At 67.8% G+C, this 17,499-nt stretch carries 16 protein-coding genes; 1 reads left to right on the top strand and 15 read right to left on the bottom strand.

The features are described from left to right. From AO398_RS12130 to proS, 3 genes are all read right to left on the bottom strand, one after another. Positions 1 to 473: ATP-binding cassette domain-containing protein (locus tag AO398_RS12130; RefSeq protein WP_058192297.1), on the bottom strand; the 473-nt coding region annotated here is incomplete at its 3' end. 13 nt (positions 474 to 486) lie between these two features. Then, the gene (locus AO398_RS12125; RefSeq protein ID WP_058192296.1) at positions 487 to 1,785 is read right to left on the bottom strand and encodes a lipoprotein-releasing ABC transporter permease subunit; all 1,299 of its coding nucleotides are present in this window, start codon (positions 1,783 to 1,785) and stop codon (positions 487 to 489) included. 164 nt (positions 1,786 to 1,949) lie between these two features. Continuing rightward, complete coding sequence (gene proS / locus AO398_RS12120) at positions 1,950 to 3,275, bottom strand: proline--tRNA ligase (protein WP_058192295.1); 1,326 nt, start codon at positions 3,273 to 3,275, stop codon at positions 1,950 to 1,952. Positions 3,276 to 3,935: 660 nt separating this feature from the next. Between proS and AO398_RS12115 the strand changes: the two genes are divergently transcribed. Continuing rightward, entirely contained in the window at positions 3,936 to 4,136 is a 201-nt protein-coding gene (locus AO398_RS12115) for a hypothetical protein (protein ID WP_058192294.1), read from the top strand. Between the two features lie 31 nt (positions 4,137 to 4,167). On the opposite strand, the gene AO398_RS12110 is transcribed toward AO398_RS12115, so the two are convergent. The 12 genes from AO398_RS12110 to nuoG all read right to left on the bottom strand — a co-directional run bounded on the left by AO398_RS12110 (position 4,168) and on the right by nuoG (position 17,490). After that, positions 4,168 to 4,491, bottom strand: a complete 324-nt coding sequence (locus AO398_RS12110) for a DUF1467 family protein (RefSeq protein ID WP_058192303.1) — start codon at positions 4,489 to 4,491, stop codon at positions 4,168 to 4,170. Positions 4,492 to 4,499: 8 nt separating this feature from the next. Next, a complete protein-coding gene (gene mce, locus AO398_RS12105) occupies positions 4,500 to 4,904 on the bottom strand; it encodes a methylmalonyl-CoA epimerase (RefSeq protein WP_058192293.1) in 405 nt (134 codons plus the stop codon). A gap of 139 nt (positions 4,905 to 5,043) precedes the next feature. Further along, a complete protein-coding gene (locus AO398_RS12100) occupies positions 5,044 to 6,717 on the bottom strand; it encodes a ribonuclease J (RefSeq protein ID WP_058192292.1) in 1,674 nt (557 codons plus the stop codon). Between the two features lie 16 nt (positions 6,718 to 6,733). Beyond that, positions 6,734 to 7,537 (bottom strand): biotin--[acetyl-CoA-carboxylase] ligase, encoded by an 804-nt coding sequence (locus AO398_RS12095; RefSeq protein ID WP_058192291.1) that lies wholly within the window; start codon positions 7,535 to 7,537, stop codon positions 6,734 to 6,736. Positions 7,538 to 7,594: 57 nt separating this feature from the next. Further along, positions 7,595 to 9,040, bottom strand: coding sequence for an NADH-quinone oxidoreductase subunit NuoN (gene nuoN / locus AO398_RS12090; protein ID WP_058192290.1), 1,446 nt, complete (start codon positions 9,038 to 9,040; stop codon positions 7,595 to 7,597). Between the two features lie 10 nt (positions 9,041 to 9,050). Beyond that, a complete protein-coding gene (locus AO398_RS12085; protein ID WP_058192289.1) occupies positions 9,051 to 10,571 on the bottom strand; it encodes an NADH-quinone oxidoreductase subunit M in 1,521 nt (506 codons plus the stop codon). Between the two features lies 1 nt (position 10,572). Beyond that, positions 10,573 to 12,678 carry an NADH-quinone oxidoreductase subunit L gene (gene nuoL, locus AO398_RS12080; RefSeq protein WP_058192288.1) on the bottom strand — a complete coding sequence of 702 codons (2,106 nt, stop codon included), beginning with the start codon at positions 12,676 to 12,678 and terminating at the stop codon, positions 10,573 to 10,575. Between the two features lie 110 nt (positions 12,679 to 12,788). Then, a complete protein-coding gene (gene nuoK / locus AO398_RS12075) occupies positions 12,789 to 13,094 on the bottom strand; it encodes an NADH-quinone oxidoreductase subunit NuoK (RefSeq protein ID WP_058192287.1) in 306 nt (101 codons plus the stop codon). A 22-nt stretch (positions 13,095 to 13,116) separates the two neighbouring features. Beyond that, positions 13,117 to 13,737: an NADH-quinone oxidoreductase subunit J gene (locus tag AO398_RS12070; protein WP_058192286.1), complete on the bottom strand. Its 621-nt coding sequence runs from the start codon at positions 13,735 to 13,737 to the stop codon at positions 13,117 to 13,119. A 120-nt stretch (positions 13,738 to 13,857) separates the two neighbouring features. Continuing rightward, positions 13,858 to 14,346 (bottom strand): NADH-quinone oxidoreductase subunit NuoI, encoded by a 489-nt coding sequence (gene nuoI, locus AO398_RS12065; RefSeq protein WP_007560744.1) that lies wholly within the window; start codon positions 14,344 to 14,346, stop codon positions 13,858 to 13,860. 29 nt (positions 14,347 to 14,375) lie between these two features. Next, a complete protein-coding gene (gene nuoH / locus AO398_RS12060; RefSeq protein WP_058192285.1) occupies positions 14,376 to 15,398 on the bottom strand; it encodes an NADH-quinone oxidoreductase subunit NuoH in 1,023 nt (340 codons plus the stop codon). 10 nt (positions 15,399 to 15,408) lie between these two features. Then, positions 15,409 to 17,490, bottom strand: coding sequence for an NADH-quinone oxidoreductase subunit NuoG (nuoG, locus tag AO398_RS12055; protein ID WP_058192302.1), 2,082 nt, complete (start codon positions 17,488 to 17,490; stop codon positions 15,409 to 15,411). Positions 17,491 to 17,499: the final 9 nt, after the last annotated feature.

Below are 17,499 nucleotides of genomic sequence, written 5' to 3'. Positions count from 1 at the left end.
CGCGCGAGCTCGGCGGGGCGAGGGGGCGGGCGGCCCGGGGGGCCGGGGAAGCAAAAGGGCGGGGTGGCCCGCGCCTGGGCCCCCGCCGGGCGGGGGCCGCGGATGAGCTGCGGCCCCCCCCCGTCCGCGGGCCCAGAGAATCCCGGGAGGAGGTGGTGGAAGTGGTAGACGAACCCCCCCCCCGCGCGGCGCGGGGGGGTGCGCTCGCCACCCGGCAGCGCGGGGGGGGGGCGCCCGCCGATATAGACCTCGCCGCCATCGGGCCGCTCCAGCAGACCGGCGAGGTGCAGGAGCGTCGACTTGCCGGCGCCCGAGGGTGCCACAAGCGCCACCAGCTCCCCGGGCCAGATCGCGAGATCGGCCCCGCGCAGGATATCCAGGGCTCCCTCGGCCTGCGGGTAGCGCCGCTCGACGCGGGCGAAGAACAGGGCCGGCACCGGCGGGGTGCCGGCGGGCTGGCTTGCATCGCTCATGGGGTGCGGACCGTCAGCCGTAGCGCAGGGCCTGCACCGGATCGAGCCGGGCGGCACGCCAGGAGGGATAGAGCGTCGCCGCCAGCGACAGCAGCAGCGACGTGATCACCACGGCGGTGATCTCCTTCGGATTCATCTGGGCCGGGATCTCGGCGAGGAACCGGACGGTCGGATCCCAGGCGCCGGGAAACAGCACGTGCTGGATCGGCTTGATGTTGAGGGTGATCAGGATCCCGAGCCCGAGGCCGCTCAGGGTCCCGACCAGGCCGATCAGCGCGCCGTTGATCAGAAAGACCCGCATGATCGTCCCCGGGGTCGCCCCCATGGTGCGCAGGATCGCGATGTCGCTCGACTTGTCGCGCACCAAGAGGATCAGGCCCGAGACGATGTTGAGGGTCGCCACCACGACGATCAGGCTGAGGATCAGGAACATCACGTTGCGCTCGACCTCCAGCGCCCCGAAGAAAGTGCGGTTGCGCTGGCGCCAGTCGGTGAGCAGCACCGGGCGCTCGGCCGCCATCTCCAGGGGCTCACGCATCTCGCCGACCTGATCGGGCTTGTCGACGTAGATCTCGATCATGCTGACGTCGCTCTCCCGGTTGAAGAACGCCTGCGCCTCGGTGAGCGGCATGAACACGAAGGTCTGGTCGAACTCGGTCATGCCGACCTCGAACACCGCCTTCACCGCATAGCTCTTGGTGCGGGGCGCCGTGCCGAAGGGCGTGGACGAGCCCTTGGGCGTCACCAGGGTGATGTTGTCCCCGGCTTGAAGCCCCAGGGAATCCGCGAGCCGCCGGCCGATCAGCACGCCGGTGCCGTCGTCGAACCCCTCCAAGGTGCCGCCCCGGATCGCGCTGGAGACGGCGGCGAGCGCGTCGAGATCGGCGGCGCGCACGCCACGAACGATCACGCCAGAGCCGCCGCATTGCGACGAGGCGAAGGCCTGGCCTTCGACGAGCGGCACCGCGGCGCGCACGCCCGCCACCTTCGACAGGCGCTCGGACAGGTCGACCCAGTCGTTGAACGGCCGGTCGATCGGCGTGGCGAACAGGTGGCCGTTGATGCCGACGATCTTGGAGAGCAGCTCCGCGCGAAACCCGTTCATCACCGAGAGCACGATGATCAGGGTGGCGACGCCGAGCGCAATGCCGAGCACGGAGAAGAAGGCGACCACCGAGACGCCACCGCCCCGGCGGCGCGCCCGCAGGTAGCGGCCGGCGATGATCCACTCGAACGGCGCGAACGGGGCCGTCCCTTCGCGGAAGGAGGCCGCGAAGCTCCTCACCCGGTCGATCGCCGCTGCTCCCGTCATCGGACTAGCCCTAAGCACCATTCACCGCGCTGTCGCCACTCGCGCGGCGAAAATGATGCATGAACACGGATTGAAGCAGAATTGCCTCTCGCAATCCTAACGAGAACCGCGCCCGATCGCATCGATCGGACGCAGCGCCTGGCCTCGCTGGAAAGAGCCGCGGTCTAGACGCGGCGGATGCGCGCCAGCAGGTCGACGGTGGCGAGGCTCTCGCGCTCGCCCCCGGCGCGCCGCTTCAGCTCCACTTTACCTTCGGCCAAGCCCTTCGGCCCGACCACAACCTGCCAGGGCAGGCCGATCAGGTCGGCGGTGGCGAATTTCGCGCCCGGACGCTCGTCACGGTCATCGTAGAGCACGGAGAGGCCGGCGGCCTCGAGCTCCGCCTGGATCTGCGCGCAGGCGGCGTCGGTGCCGGCATCGCCGACCTTGAGGTTGATCAGCGCCACATCGAAGGGGGCGACCGAATCCGGCCAGATGATGCCGGCCTCGTCGTGGCTGGCCTCGATGATCGCGGCCACCAGCCGGCTCGGGCCGATGCCGTAGGAGCCCATATGGACAGGCCGCTCGATCCCGTCCGGCCCGGCGACCTTGGCGCCCATCGGCTCCGAATACTTGGTGCCGAAATAGAAGATGTGTCCGACCTCGATGCCGCGGGCGCTCAGGCGGCTCTCCTCCGGCACCTCCGCGAAGGCCTCCGGCTCGTGGATCTCGTCGGTGGCGGCGTAGTGCGAGGTCCAGGCGTCGACGATGCCCTGGAGCGCGGCCACGTCGTCGAAATCGACGGTCTCGGGCGGCGGCTCGAAATCGAGATAGGCGCGGTCGCAGAACACTTCGCTCTCGCCGGTCTTCGCCAGGATGATGAACTCATGGGACAGGTCGCCGCCGATCGGACCGGTATCGGCGCGCATCGGGATCGCCTTGAGGCCGAGCCCCGCGAAGGTGCGCAGATAGGCCACGAACATGCGGTTGTAGGCGTGGCGCGCCCCGGCCTGGTCGAAGTCGAACGAATAGGCGTCCTTCATCAGGAACTCGCGCGAGCGCATCGTGCCGAAGCGCGGCCGCACCTCGTCGCGGAACTTCCACGAGATCTGGTAGAGGTTCTTGGGCAGGTCCTTGTAGGAGCGCACGCTGGCCCGGAAGATCTCCGTGACCATCTCCTCGGCTGTGGGGCCGTAGAGCATCTCCCGGTCATGCCGGTCCTTCAGGCGCAGCATCTCCTTGCCATAGGCGTCGTAGCGCCCGGATTCCCGCCACAGCTCGGCCGATTGCACGGTCGGCATCAGGATCTCGATGGCACCGGAGCGATCCTGCTCCCGGCGGATCACCGCGCAGACGCGCTCCAGCACCCGCAGGCCGAGCGGCAGCCAGGCGTAGATCCCGGCCGATTCCTGGCGCACCAGGCCGGCGCGCAACATCAGGCGGTGGGAGACGATCTCGGCTTCCTTGGGCGTCTCGCGCAAGGTCGGCATGAAGTAGCGGGAGAGACGCATGTTTTGGAGGCTTGTCTTTGAGGTTTCGGCCAGGATCCAACCGTGAGGAACCGCAGCACGGGGGCACACAACACGCCGGAGACGCAAAATACAAGCGCTGTCGGATGACGGCGCGGCGTAATCGCGCGACAGCGCCCGCGCCGGTGCCGTGTGGGCCGCGCCGATCGGTCAGGCTGCTACAATCGGAAGCGATCTGCCCATTTGCCGGCAAGAAAGCGCAGATTTTTCTCGCAGACCCGGTGACAACACGAATTGTTGTTCCTATAAGCGGCTCGTGATGTTTGCGACGCCCGCAAGAGGCGGCGCAGGGTCCGAGTCTCGGGAGGAAAACCGACCGCCACGCAGGCAATGCGTAGGACAATCAAAGGTCGAGCCACTGCAGCTTAGAAAGCAAGGCCTCGGGCCTTGCTTTTTTTGTTGTTGGGCTTCCTTCGCTGCGGCGCTCCCGATCCTTCGGCAGGCCTTCCTGGGCCCTCGGCAGCCCCTTCCGTCAGCGCGTCCGACCACGAGCCCGCGGCAATCGGCGTGCTGTGAAGAGCGGTGAAAGCGCGGACAAGTCGATGGTTTGTCGACTATTCGACTTTGCGGGCTCAAGCCATTAACCGGTCAGGGCTTTTCGCGGCGCATGGTGGGGCATGGACCTTACCGGGTGAGCCCGCCATGCACTTCCAGATCCGCCAAGCCGGGGACCTCTGGTCCTGGGTCCTGCTCAACGAGGCCGCCGAGACGGTCGCCGAGTCGCACCGGACCTTTCCTTCGGCCGCACAGGCCTCCGCGGCGGCCCTCGCCTTCGCCCATCTGGTGTCCCGGGCGGGCAAGTCGCTGACGGTACGCTCCTCCTCCTCCGGGACGCTGCTTTAGGGCCGATACGTCTCCGGAAACGAACCCCGCCCTACAGCCCGGTCAGCGGGAACACCGCCAGCGCGATCAGGAAGGCGGCGCCGGCGACGAGCGTCGTCCAGATCGCCTTCTCGCGCAGGCGCGGCGACGCCGGAGCGCCCGGGTCCTGCCCGGGCACCACGTGGCTGGGCCGGGTTTCGGGCTGGTTGCGCAGGGGCAGGACGGCGAAGAGCAGCGTCCACCACACCACGAAGTAGAGGGCGATCGCCCCGCCGATTGTCAGCTTGAATTGGCTGACACCCACCGCCACGAAGGCGGCCACCAGCACGGCCACGACGAGCAGGGTCGCCGGGGTCGAGCGGGCCAGCGCGGTCATGATCCGGCTCACACCTGCTCCAGCTCGACCAGGGTGCCGAGAAAGTCCTTGGGGTGCAGGAACAGCACCGGCTTGCCGTGGGCGCCGATGCGCGGCTCGCCGGTGCCGAGCACCCGGGCGCCCTGCGCCTTGAGCCGATCGCGGGCGGCCAGGATGTCGTCGACCTCGTAGCAGACGTGGTGGACGCCCCCGCCGGGATTGCGGGCCACGAACGCCTCGATCGGCGAGCCTTCGCCCAGCGGCGCCATCAGCTCGATCTTGCTGTTCGGCAACTCCACGAACACCACCGTGACCCCGTGCTCGGGCTGCGGTAGCGGCGTGGTGAGCGTCGCGCCCAGCGTGTCGCGATACACCGCGCAGGCGGCGTCGAGATCCTGCACGGCGATGGCCACGTGATTGAGCCGCCCGATCATGATGTTCCTCTCCCTGTCTGCGGACCCGCGCCGTCCCATTCGCGGGCCAGCTTCCGGGATGAATTGAGACCGGGACGGCGGCCCTTGCAGGCTGCCGTCCCGGTCCCCGCCCCTCTCCGCGGAGGGCGGCGTCAGGTTATCACACCTCGACCACCTGCACGTGGCAGGCGGGCTTCTTGCCCCAGACCTCGTTGACGGCGGTGCGCACGGCCCGGTCGACCGTCTTCTCGACGCCCTCCGAGTCCTTCAGCTTGCCGCGCGACAGCCCCGCCAGGGTGCGCGAGACGGCATCGACCACCGTCTCGATCAGCGGCTCGCCGGAGCGGCCGCGATTGGGCAGGCCGATGATGTCCACCGCCGGATCGCCCAGCACGACGCCGTCTTCGTCGATGGCGATCGCCACCGAGACGAGGCCGGCCTGCATGAGCTTGCGCCGCTCCGGGATCGCCCGGTCCTTCTCGTCGATCAGGACGTTGCCGTCCTTATACAGGCGGCCGGCCTTCACGTGGTCGATCACCTCGGGCTTGCCGGGGCTGAGGCGGACGAGGCTGCCGTTGCGGGCCTTGACCACGTTCTGGACGCCCTGGGCTCGGGCGAAGCGGGCATGCTCGTCGAGGTGCAGCGCCTCGCCGTGGACCGGGATCGCGGTGCCCGGCCGGGTCCACTTGTACATCTCGACCATCTCGTCCCGGCGAGGGTGGCCGGAGACGTGGACCAGCTCGGTCCGATCGGTGATCACCTCGACGCCCTGCGTGACCAGATCGTTGATGATCGAGCCGACATCGCGCTCGTTGCCGGGGATCGCCCGGGAGGAGAAGATCACCCGGTCGCCGGCGGCCAGGCTGATATCCGGATGGTCCCGGCGGGAGACTCGGGCCAGAGCCGCCCGCGGCTCGCCCTGAGAGCCGGTGAGCAGGGCCACGACCCGTTCACGCGGCAGGTTCTTCCAGGAATCCGAGCGGCGGAACTCGGGCAGGCCGTCGAGATAGCCGCACTCGCGGGCGACATCGATCACCCGGTCCATGGCCCGGCCGACCGCGACGACCTCGCGGCCGCAGGCGGCGGCCGCCGCCGCCGCCGCGCGGATGCGGGCGACGTTCGACGCGAAGGTGGTGACCGCGACCCGGTGGGGCGAATCCGCGATCAGGGTCTTGAGGGTGGCGGCGACTTCCTTCTCGCTCGGGGAGAACCCCTCGCGCACGACATTGGTCGAGTCGCAGACCAGCGCCAGGATGCCCTCGTCGCCGAGCGCCGTGAAGGCTTCCGGCGAGGTGACGTCGCCGGCCACCGGGGTCGGATCGATCTTCCAGTCGCCGGTATGAACTACGAGGCCCGCGGCCGTGCGGATCGCGATGGCGTTCGATTCGGGGATCGAGTGCGAGACCGGCACGTATTCCAGCTCGAACGGGCCGACGGTCACGCGCCGGCCCGGCTTCACCTCGCGCAGGTCGACCTTCGGGGCGCCGGGCTCGGAGAGGCGACGGGTCTCCAGCAGGTTCTTGGCGAAGCGGGTCGCGTAGACCGGCACCTTGAGGCGCGGCCACAGCTCCGAGATCGCCCCGATATGGTCCTCGTGCGCGTGGGTAATGAAGATCCCCAGCAGGTCCTTGCGCTTCTCCTCGATGAAGGAGAGATCGGGGAACATCAGGTCGATCCCCGGCATCTGCTCCTCACCGGCGAAGCCCATGCCGCAATCGACCATGATCCACTTCCGGCCCTTTTCCGGACCGAACCCGTAGAGGGCCGCATTCATCCCGATCTCGCCCACGCCGCCGAGCGGCAGGAAGACCAGCTCCTCCTGTCCCATCACCATCTGTCGTCGTCCAACATCATGCCGCCGTCGCGGCCGTTCCGAAATGCACCTCGCCCGCCGTCACGGTATGCCGTTTTCCGTCGGGGGCGAGGATCACGAGCCGCCCCCCCTCGTCGATGGTCTCGAGCATGCCCCGCAGGACATGCTCGCCGCTGCGCACCGCGATCTCCGACCCAAGACCGGCGGCCCGCGCGAGCCAATCCTCGCGCAGGTCAGCGAAATTCCGTCCCCGGTCCCAGGCGCGTGCCCGCACGGCCATCCGGTCCGAGAGATGCTCCAGTAGCGCTTCGGCGCCGCCGGCGTAACCCGTCGCGGCCAAGCTCGTCGCGCCGAGGCCATCCGGAGCCGCCGCGACGTTGACGCCGAAGCCGATCACCGTCGCCCGGCGGCCACCGGGCAGCGTCTCGGCCTCGAGGAGCAGACCGGCCAGCTTGCCGTCGCCGAGCAGCACGTCGTTGGGCCATTTCAGCTTCAGAGATCGGGCGCAACCCTCAGTTCGGGTATCCGGCAGGGTGCCGCAGGCCGCCTCCAGCGCCTCGATCAGGGCGAGGCCCGCCACGAAGCCGAGTTCCGCCAGATGGTCGGGTGCCACCCCGGCCACCGGCCAAAGCACGGTCGCGGCGAGGTTGCCCGGCAGCGACGCCCAGGCATTGCCGCGCCGGCCGCGGCCCGCCTCCTGCCGGTGGGTGACCACCCAGAGCGGGCCGGTCTCCCCGGCCCGCGCCTGGGCCATGGCCTCGGTGTTGGTCGAGCCGAGGCGGTCGTGAACGTGCAGGCGATGGCACGGGCCGTGCGCCTCGGGCCCGAGACGGTAGCTCAAGGCGTTCTTTTCTGATCGGGCCGCATGCTCATCGGGAAAGCCGGAAGGCCGCCGGACCTAGAACAGCGACCGGGCCGCCCGGCCGGCGACGCCGACCAGCGGTCCGGGGAGCAGGAAGAACAGCACCACGACGACGCTCGACAGGGCGAGCACCACGCGCAGGCCGGGTGCCATCGCCTCGTAGGGCTCCTTGGGCTCGTCGAAATACATGATCTTGACCAGGCGCAGGTAGTAGTAGGCGCCGACCACGCTGGTCACCACACCGATCACCGCCAGGGTCACGAGGCCCGCCTTGATGGCCGCCGCGAAGACGTAGAACTTGGCGAAGAACCCGGCGAGCGGCGGGATGCCGGCCAGCGAGAACATCATCGCGGCGAGACAGAAGGCCACCCATGGATGGGTGCGGGACAGGCCCGACAGGTCCTCGATCGACTCGAACATCACGTTCCGGCGCCGGAGCGACAGGATGATCGCGAAGGTGCCGAGCGTCATCGCCAGATAGATGATCATGTAGGTGACCAGCCCGCTGATCCCCTCCTCGGAACCGCAGGCCAAGCCGATCAGCGCGTATCCGATATTGGCGATCGACGAGTAGGCCATCAGGCGCTTGATCGAGCGCTGGCCGATGGCCGCGAAAGAGCCCAGCGCCATCGAGACCACGGCGACGAAGATGAAGATCTGCTGCCAGATGGCGGTCACGTCCGGCATGGCGCCGATGAACACCCGCACCGTCATGGCGACGGCGGCCATCTTGGGTGCGGTGGCGAAGAAGGCGGTCACCGGGGTCGGCGAGCCCTCGTAGACGTCCGGCGTCCACATGTGGAACGGCACCGCCGCCATCTTGAAGCAGACGCCCGCAGCCAGGAACACGATGCCCAGCACGATGCCGAGCCCGGCATTCTCGTTGAGCGCCGAAACGATGCCTGGGAACGAGACCGTGCCGGTGAAGCCGTAGACCAGGGAGGCCCCGTAGAGCAGCATCCCGGAGGAGAGCGCGCCGAGCACGAAGTACTTGAGGCCGGCCTCGGTCGACTTGGCATTGTCCCGGTGGAACGCCGCGATCACGTAGGCGGCGAGCGATTGCAGCTCGAGGCCCAGATAGAGGGCGATCAGGTCGTTGGCCGAGACCATCACCATCATGCCGATGGTGCAGAGCACGATCAGCACCGGGAACTCGAACCGGTCGATCTGCTCGCGCTTGAAGAAGTCGTGCGCCAGCAGGATCGTCGCCGCCGAGCCGAGCAGCACCAGCGACTTCATCACCTTCGCGAACGCGTCCGAGACGAACGCCCCCGACAGGGTGGTCACCCGGCCGGCGGTGGGCTGTGACAGCACGACGAACAGGGCGAACAGCAGCAGGACCAGGGCGCCGATGCTGACAGACTCGGCGGACCGGTCGCCGCGCCAGGCGCCGTACAGGATCATCAGCAGAACCCCGACGCTGAGGATCAGCTCGGGCAGGAGCGGGGCCAGCGAGGGCAGGACGGAGTGGACGGTGGGCATCTGTTCCGTCTCAGCGAGCGAGCGGCAGCGCGGCGGCTGCGGTCTGGGTGTTGGCCAGCGCGGCCTTCATGCCGGCCATCAGCGCGTCGGTGGAGGGCGCGAAGACGTCGAGCACCGGGGCCGGATGCACGCCGTAATAGATCGTCAGCACGACCAGCGGCGCGAGGATGAGCTTCTCCCGGGTGTCGAGGTCGAGGATGCCCTGGAGGTTGGGCTTCTCCAGCTTGCCGTAGATCACGCGCGCGTAGAGCCACAAGGCGTAGGCCGCCGACAGGATGATGCCGAAGGTCGAGAAGAACGCGACATTCGGGTTCGCCTTGAAGGCGCCGAGCATCGATAGGAACTCGCCGACGAAGCCGGAGGTGCCGGGCAGGCCGACATTGGCCATGGTGAACACCATCATGGCCACCGCATAGAGCGGCATCCGCTTCACGAGCCCGCCATAGGCGGCGATCTCGCGGGTGTGCATCCGGTCGTAGACCACGCCGACGCACAGGAAGAGCGCCGACGCCACGATGCCGTGGGAGATCATCAGGAACAGGGCGCCCTGGATGCCCTGCTCGTTCAGGGTGAACAGCCCCAGCGTCACGAAGCCCATATGGGCCACCGACGAGTAGGCAATCAGCTTCTTGATGTCGGTCTGCATCAACGCGGTGAGCGAGGTGAAGATGATCGCGATCACCGAGAGGGCGAAAACCAGGGGGGCGAAATCCTGGCTCGCCACCGGCAGCATCGGCAGGGAGATCCGGATGAAGCCGTAGCCGCCCATCTTCAGCAGGATGCCCGCCAGGATCACCGAGCCGGCGGTGGGCGCCTCGACGTGGGCGTCGGGCAGCCAGGTATGGACCGGCCACATCGGCATCTTCACCGCGAAGGAGGCGAAGAAGGCCAGCCACAGCCAGGTCTGCATCCCCACCGGAAAGCGGTATTGCAGCAGGGTCGGGATGTCGGTGGTGCCGGCCTGCCAATACATCGCCATCACGGCGAGCAGCATCAGCACCGAACCGAGCAGGGTGTAGAGGAAGAACTTGAAGCTCGCATAGACCCGGCGCGCCCCGCCCCAGATCCCAATGATCAGGAACATCGGGATCAGGCCGGCCTCGAAGAACAGGTAGAACAGCAGCAGGTCGAGGGAGGCGAACACGCCGATCATCGTCGTCTCGAGGACGAGGAAGGCGACGAAATACTCCTTCACCCGGACGTGGATCGAGGTCCACGACGCCCCGATGCAGAACGGCATCAGGAAGGTGGTGAGCAGGATCAACGGCATCGAGAAGCCGTCGACGCCCAGCTTGAACCGGATCGTCTCGGCGAGCCAGGGATGGCTCTCCACGAGCTGGAAGCTCGCCGACGCCGCGTCGTAGCGGCCCCAGGCCACCAGCGAGAGCACGAAGGTGACGACGGTGGTGGCGAGCGCGGCCCAGCGGCTGTTGCGCGCCACTGATTCCTCGTCGCCCTTAAGGGTGAGGATGAAGGCCGCCCCGCAGAGCGGGACGATCAGCAGGCCGGAGAGGATGCCGAGGCCGAGCATGTCAGTGAGCACCCTTGGGCAGGCCGGCCATCAGGTACCAGCTGATCAAGCCGGCCACGCCGATGAGCATGACGAAGGCGTAGTGGTAGACGTAGCCCGTCTGCAGGCGGACCACGCCCCGGGTGACGTCGACGACCCGCGCCGCGATGCCGTTGGGGCCGAGCCCGTCGATGATCCGGCCGTCGCCCTGCTTCCAGAGGAACAGGCCGAAATCCTTGGCCGGACGCACGAAGATCCGGTCGTAGAGCTCGTCAAAGTACCACTTGTTGAGCAGGAACCGGTACAGCGACGGCTGCTGCGCGGCGAGCGCGCCGGGCAGTTCCGGGCGGCGGATATACATCCAGAAGGCCAGGACGAAGCCGAGAATCAGCATGATCAGCGGCGCATAGGACACCAGCGCCGGGACCTCGTGGATCTCGTGCATGATGTGGTTCTCGGGGCCGTGCGCCAGGGCGTGGCCCCAGAACGCGTCCATGCCGGACCCGATGAAGCGGTCGTGGAAGATGATCCCGGCGAACAGCGCCCCGAAGGCGAGGATCGCCAGCGGAATGGTCATCACCAGCGGGCTCTCGTGGGGCGTATGGTCCCCGTGCCCGTGCCCATGATGGTCGTCCGCGACGAGGTCGCTCTTGTGGGACGGCTCGATGTCGTGGCCGTGATCGTCGTGGGCCGCACCCTCGGTATGGCCCGGGGCGCCGTCGGCCTCATGGGCCATGGTGGAATGAGCGACCGCCGGGGCGGCGTGGTGGTCCTGCGCCGCGTGAACACCCCAGCGGGCCGGACCCTCGAAGGTCATGAAGAACAGGCGCCAGGAATAGAAGGACGTGAAGAAGGCCGCCACCACGGTGCACAGGAAGGCGAGCGTGTGACCCGGCCGGGTCGAGGCGTAGGCCGCCTCGATGATCGCGTCCTTGGAATAGTAGCCCGCCGTGTACGGGAAGCCGATCAGCGCGAGGGAGCCGATCGCCATCATGGCGCAGGTGAACGGGATGTGGGAGCGCAGGCCACCCATGTTCCGCATGTCCTGCTCGTGGTGCATCGCGTGGATGACCGAGCCGGCCCCGAGGAACAGCAGCGCCTTGAAGAAGGCGTGGGTGAACAGGTGGAATACGCCGGCCGAGTAGGCGCCGACGCCGAGCGCCACGAACATGTAGCCGAGCTGCGAGCAGGTCGAGTAGGCGATCACCCGCTTGATGTCGTTCTGCACCAGGCCGATCGTGGCGGCGAAGAAGGCCGTGATGCCGCCGATCACCGTGACGACGATCAGCGCGTTCGGCGCCTCCTCGAACAGCGGCGACAACCGGGCGACCATGAACACGCCGGCGGTCACCATGGTGGCAGCGTGGATCAGCGCCGAGACCGGGGTCGGCCCCTCCATCGCGTCCGGCAGCCAGGTGTGCAGCAGGAACTGCGCCGACTTGCCCATGGCGCCCATGAACAGCAGCAGGCAGGCCAGGGTCAGGGCGTTCCAGTCATAGCCGAGCAGGTGGAAGCTCAAGGTCTTGATCGCGTCGACCTTGGAGAAGATCGCGTCGAACGCCACCGAACCGGTCAGCACGAAGACCAGGAAGATGCCGAGCGAGAAGCCGAAATCGCCGACCCGGTTGACGATGAACGCCTTCATGGCGGCAGCGTTGGCCGAGGGCTTCTCGTACCAGAAGCCGATCAGCAAGTAGGAGGCGAGGCCGACGCCCTCCCAGCCGAAGAACATCTGCACCAGGTTGTCGGCGGTCACCAGCATCAGCATGGCGAAGGTGAACAGCGACAGGTAGGCGAAGAACCGCGGCCGGTGCGGATCCTCGTGCATGTAGCCGACGGAATAGAGGTGGACGAGGGTCGAGACCGTGGTGACGACCACGAGCATCACCCGGGTCAGCGCATCGACCTTGAAGGCCCAATCGACCTGGAGGTCGCCGGCCGAGAACCAGGACGCGACCTGCACCCGCTCGGCATGGCCGCCGTCGAGGAACACGCCCCAGGCGATCAGGGCCGTGAAGGCCAGGAACGCCGTAGTGATGTACTCGCAGGCCCGGGCCCCGATGTACCGGCCGAACAGGCCGGCGATCAGGAAGCCGATCAGCGGGAAGAAGACGATCGCGTGATACATCGCTCTCTTGCAGTCCGTCCTCCGGGCCGACCGCTGGGCGGCGTCCGGATTGTCACTCGGGGCCCGTGGAACGCGGGGCCGCGAACTCGGGTCGCGTCAAGAAGGGCGCCCTAGCCCTTCATCATGCTCACGTCCTCGACCGCGATGGTGCCGCGGTTGCGGAAGAAGACCACGAGGATAGCGAGGCCGATCGCCGATTCGGCGGCCGCGACAGTCAAGACGAACAGGGCGAAGACCTGTCCGGTGATGTCGTTCAGCTGCGTCGAGAAGGCGACCAGGTTGATGTTGACCGCGAGCAGGATCAGCTCGATCGACATCAGGATGACGATGACGTTCTTGCGGTTGATGAAGATCCCGAGCACGCCGAGCGTGAACAGGATCGCCGCAACGGTGAGGTAGTGGCTCAGGCCGATCATCGTTCGAGTCCTTCGGCGGGCATCAGACCTCGACACCCTGGCGGGAGGGCACCTTGCGGGTCTCCACCGCCATGCTCTGGGTGCGGGCGTTCTGGACCGAGATGTCCTGGCGCTTGACGCCCGGGCGATCACGGAGCGTCAGCACGATCGCGCCGATCATCGCCACCAGCAGGATCAGGCCCGCAAGCTGGAAGAAGTAGACGTAATCCGTGTAGAGCACCCGGCCGAGGGCCTGGGCGTTGGTGAGGTTGTCCGCCGCCGCGACGTTGCCGAGCGGCGCCTGAACCAGGTTCGGATCGATGGTCCAGGAGCCCACCACCAGGAGCAGCTCCACCAGGAAGATCGCCCCGATCAGGCCACCGATCGGCAGGTATTGCTGGAAGCCCTGGCGCAACTCGGCGAAGTCCACGTCGAGCATCATCACGACGAACAGGAACAACACCGCGACCGCGCCGACATAGACGACGACCAGGATCATCGCCAGGAACTCGGCGCCCATCAGGACGAACAGCCCGGCGGCGTTTACGAAGGCGAGAATCAGGAACAGCACCGAGGCGACGGGATTGCGCGAGGCGATCACCATGAAGCCCGACGCGACCGTTACGCTCGCGAACAGGTAGAAGAAGGCGGCTGCTGCGGTCATGCGCTCGTCGGGATCGGCCGCCGGAGCGGCCCCTTCTGCCTTGCGTGGAAACGGGCCGCAGCGGGCGGCCCGTCTATAGAACCCGGTCGGCGGGGGCACAACAGCGCCCCCGGCATGCGCTCAGCGGTAAGGCGCGTCCATCGCGATGTTGCGCGCGATCTCGCGCTCCCAGCGGTCGCCGTTCAAGAGGAGTTTCTGCTTGTCGTACAGAAGCTCCTCTCTGGTCTCGACCGAGAATTCGAAGTTCGGACCTTCCACGATGGCGTCCACCGGGCAGGCCTCCTGGCACATGCCGCAATAGATGCATTTCACCATGTCGATGTCGTAACGGGTGGTGCGGCGGGTGCCGTCGTTGCGGCGCGGGCCCGCCTCAATGGTGATCGCCTGGGCCGGGCAGATCGCCTCGCAGAGCTTGCAGGCGATGCAGCGCTCCTCGCCGTTGGGATAGCGGCGCAGGGCATGCTCCCCCCGGAAGCGCGGGCCGCGATGGCCCATCTCGAAGGGATAGTTGATCGTCGCCTTCGGCTTGAAGAAGTAGCGCATGCCGAGGATCATCCCCGACACGAATTCCTTCAGCAGCAGGCTCTTTGCGACCTGATCGAGCTTCATGGCCCGGATCTCCGATTCGGCGGGTGGGCTCAGGCGCCCGGCGCGAGGCCGGTCATCTTGAGCACGAAGGCGACGACGACGACCGAGACCAGCGAGATCGGCAGAAAAACCTTCCAGCCGAGGCGCATGAGCTGATCGTAGCGGTAGCGCGGCACGATGGATTTCACCATCGCGAACAGGAAGAACAGGAAGCTGGCCTTCAGGATGAACCAGATCACGCCCGGCACCCAGGTGAACGGCGCGAACGGGATCGGCGACAGCCAGCCGCCCAGGAACAGGATGGTTCCGAGCGCACACATGCTCATGATGGCGACGTACTCGCCGAGCATGAACAGCAGATAGGGCGTCGACGAGTATTCCACCATGTAGCCGGCCACCAGCTCCGACTCGGCCTCCGGCAGGTCGAAGGGCGGGCGGTTGGTCTCGGCCAGCGCTGAGATGAAGAACACCACGAACATCGGGAAGAGCCACAGCCAATACCAGCCGAACAGGCCGAGGCTGGTGTCCTGCGCCATCACGATGCGCGAGAGGTTCAGCGAGCCGGCGCAGAGCAGCACGCAGATGATCACGAAGCCCAGCGAGACCTCGTAGGAAATCATCTGCGCCGCCGAGCGGAGCGCGCCCAGGAAGGCGTATTTCGAGTTCGAGGCCCAGCCGCCCATGATGACGCCGTAAACGCCCAGGCTGGAGATCGCGAAGATGTAGGTGATGCCGACATTGATGTCGGCGATCGCCCAGCCGTCGGCCAGGGGAATCACCGCCCAGCTCGACAGAGCCAGCATCGCGAAGACCAGCGGCGCCAGCAGGTAGATCGCCTTGTTGGCGCCCGCCGGGATCACCGGCTCCTTCAGCACGAACTTCAGAAGGTCGGCGAAGGATTGCAGCAGCCCGAACGGCCCGACCACGTTGGGACCGCGCCGGAGCTGCACCGCCGCCCAGATCTTACGGTCGGCGAGCAGCGCGTAGGCGATGAACACGAGCAGCGCTGAGAGCAGCACGAAGCTCTTCAGCACGATCAGGAGCACGGTCCCGAGGATTTCGAGCGACGTCATCGTGGGGTCCCTACTCTGCCGCCGCGAGCGGCCGCGGCTCGGCGGCCCATTGGCGGGCGAGGCGCGAGCACTCGGCGAGCACCCGCGAGGCGCGGGCGATCGGGTTGGTGAGGTAGAAGTCGGTCACCGGGGAGGCGAAGGCGGGGCCGCCGGTGGTGCTGCCGAGGCCGGCCAGCCGATCCACGGCCGCCGCCACGTCGCCGGTCTCCACGGTGCCGATCGCCGCGAAATGCGGATGGGCGGTGTAGAGGGCCCGGCGAAGCGCAGTGAGCGAATCGAACGGCAGACGCTGGCCCAGCACGTCCGAGAGCGCGCGCAGGATTGCCCAATCCTCGCGGGCATCCCCCGGCGGGAAGCCGGCGCGGTTGCCCATCTGGACCCGGCCTTCCGTGTTCACCCAGGTCGCCGACTTCTCGGTATAGGCTGCGCCCGGCAGGATCACGTCCGCCCGGGAGGCGCCGCGGTCGCCATGGGTGCCCTGGTAGATCACGAAGGCGCCGGGCGCCACGTCGCGCTCGTCGGCACCGAGGTTGAACAGCACGTCCACGCCGCCGGCCGCCAGCATGGCCGGGAAGCTGAGGCCGCCCTCCCCCGGCACGAAGCCGAGATCGAGCGCGCCGACCCGGGCGGCGGCCGTGTGCAGAACGCCGAAGCCGTTCCACTCCGGCGTGACCGCGCCGATCGCCTGGGCGAGGGATGCCGCCGCAGCCAGGATGCCGGGCTCGGCATTGGCGCCGACGATGATGAGCGGCGCCTTCGCGCCCTTGAGGATCTCGAGGAAGCTGTGCTCCCCGCGGGCGAGGCCGGCCAGCGATTCGGGGCCGGCGCCGATATAGTGGCTCGGATAGGTCAGATCGACCGGCTCGCCGATCACCCCGACCGCGAGCGGCCCCATGCGCCAGCGCTTGCGGATGCGGACGTTCAGCAGTGAGGCTTCGGTGCGCGGATTGGCACCGACGATCAGGATCGCATCCGCGGCCTCGATGCCGGGAATCGTCGGGTTGAACAGGTAGGATGCACGGCCCAGCGCCGGATCGAGCCCGGTCTCGGTTTGCCGGCAATCGAGGTTGGGCGTACCGAGCGCGCGCATCAGCTCGCGCAGGGCGAAGATCTCCTCGACGCCCGCTAGGTCCCCGACGACAGCGCCGATGCGCTTGGGATCGGTGGCGTTCACCTTGGCGGCGATGGCCTGGAACGCCTCACCCCAGGAGGCGGGCCGCAGCCGGCCGTTCTCGCGCAGGTACGGCCGGTCGAGGCGCTGCATCCGCAAGCCATCGACGTGGTAGCGGGTCTTGTCGGAGATCCACTCCTCGTTGATTTCTTCGCTGACCCGCGGCTCGATCTGCATCACCTCGCGGCCGCGGGTGTCGACGCGGATCGAGGAGCCGACCGCGTCCATCACGTCGACCGATTCGGTCTTGTTCAGCTCCCAGGGGCGGACGTTGTAGCTCTGCGGCCGGTGCACCAGGGCGCCCACCGGGCACAGGTCGGCGACGTTGCCCTGGAGCTCCGAGGCCATCGACTGCTCGAGGTAGCTCGTGATCTCCATGTCCTCGCCGCGGCCGATGGCGCCGAGGTCGGGCACGCCTGCCACCTCCGCCAGGAAGCGCACGCAGCGGGTGCAGTGGATGCAGCGGTTCATCGCGGTCCGCACCAGCGGGCCGATATGCTTCTCCTCGACCGCGCGCTTGTTCTCCTGGTAGCGGGTCGAATCGACCCCGTAGGCCATCGCCTGGTCCTGCAGGTCGCAATGGCCGCCCTGGTCGCAGATCGGGCAATCGAGCGGGTGGTTGATGAGGAGGAACTCCATCACCCCTTCCCGGGCCTTCTTGGTCAGGCCGGAGCGGGTCAGCACCTCCGGCGGCTCGCCGTTCGGGCCCGGGCGGCAATCCTTCACCGCGTAGGCGCAGCTCGCCACCGGCTTGGGCGCGCCCTTCAGCTCCACCAGGCACATCCGGCAATTGCCGGCGATCGACAGGCGCTCGTGGAAGCAGAAGCGCGGGATCTCGGCCCCCGCGGCCTCGCAGGCCTGGAGCAGGGTGTATTCGGCCGGAACCTCGACCTCGGTGCCGTCGACGAGGATTTTTGTCATCGGTGCCAT

This window comes from Methylobacterium sp. GXS13 (assembly GCF_001455965.1).
In the GTDB taxonomy this organism is placed as follows: Bacteria; Pseudomonadota; Alphaproteobacteria; order Rhizobiales; family Beijerinckiaceae; genus Methylobacterium.
This window is presented reverse-complemented; position numbering and strand designations above follow the sequence as displayed.